General features: G+C 41.8%; 1 protein-coding gene. It reads right to left on the bottom strand.

Features of this window, described 5'->3' with window-relative positions; genetic code table 11:
• Positions 1-50 precede the first annotated feature (50 nt).
• A partial coding sequence (locus SB749_RS19620) for an OmpA family protein (protein WP_410711780.1) occupies positions 51-268 on the bottom strand: 218 nt, incomplete at its 5' end.

The following is a 268-nucleotide window of genomic DNA, read 5'->3' as shown; positions in this document are numbered from 1 at the left end:
CGCTTAATTTTTTATTAGATAACGTAAGTAGTTAAAGTATCTTTGATGTACTAGTTACTTGGGCGCTCTTCAACAATGGCGACTACGCGACGATTGAGTTGACGACCTTCTACTGTGTCGTTACTAGCTCTTGGTTTTGATTCGCCATAACCAACAGCGCTAAGACGGTCAGGTGTAATACCAAACTCAGTAATCAATACTGATTTGACCGCATCAACACGGCGTTGTGATAGAGCTTGATTATAGCTATCACTGGCTCGACTATCAG

This window comes from Brevibacterium sp. SIMBA_078 (genome assembly GCF_046534565.1).
Taxonomy (GTDB): Bacteria; Actinomycetota; Actinomycetes; order Actinomycetales; family Brevibacteriaceae; genus Brevibacterium.
The sequence above is the reverse complement of the archived record's forward strand: the minus strand, read 5'-3'. Positions and strand labels throughout refer to the sequence as shown.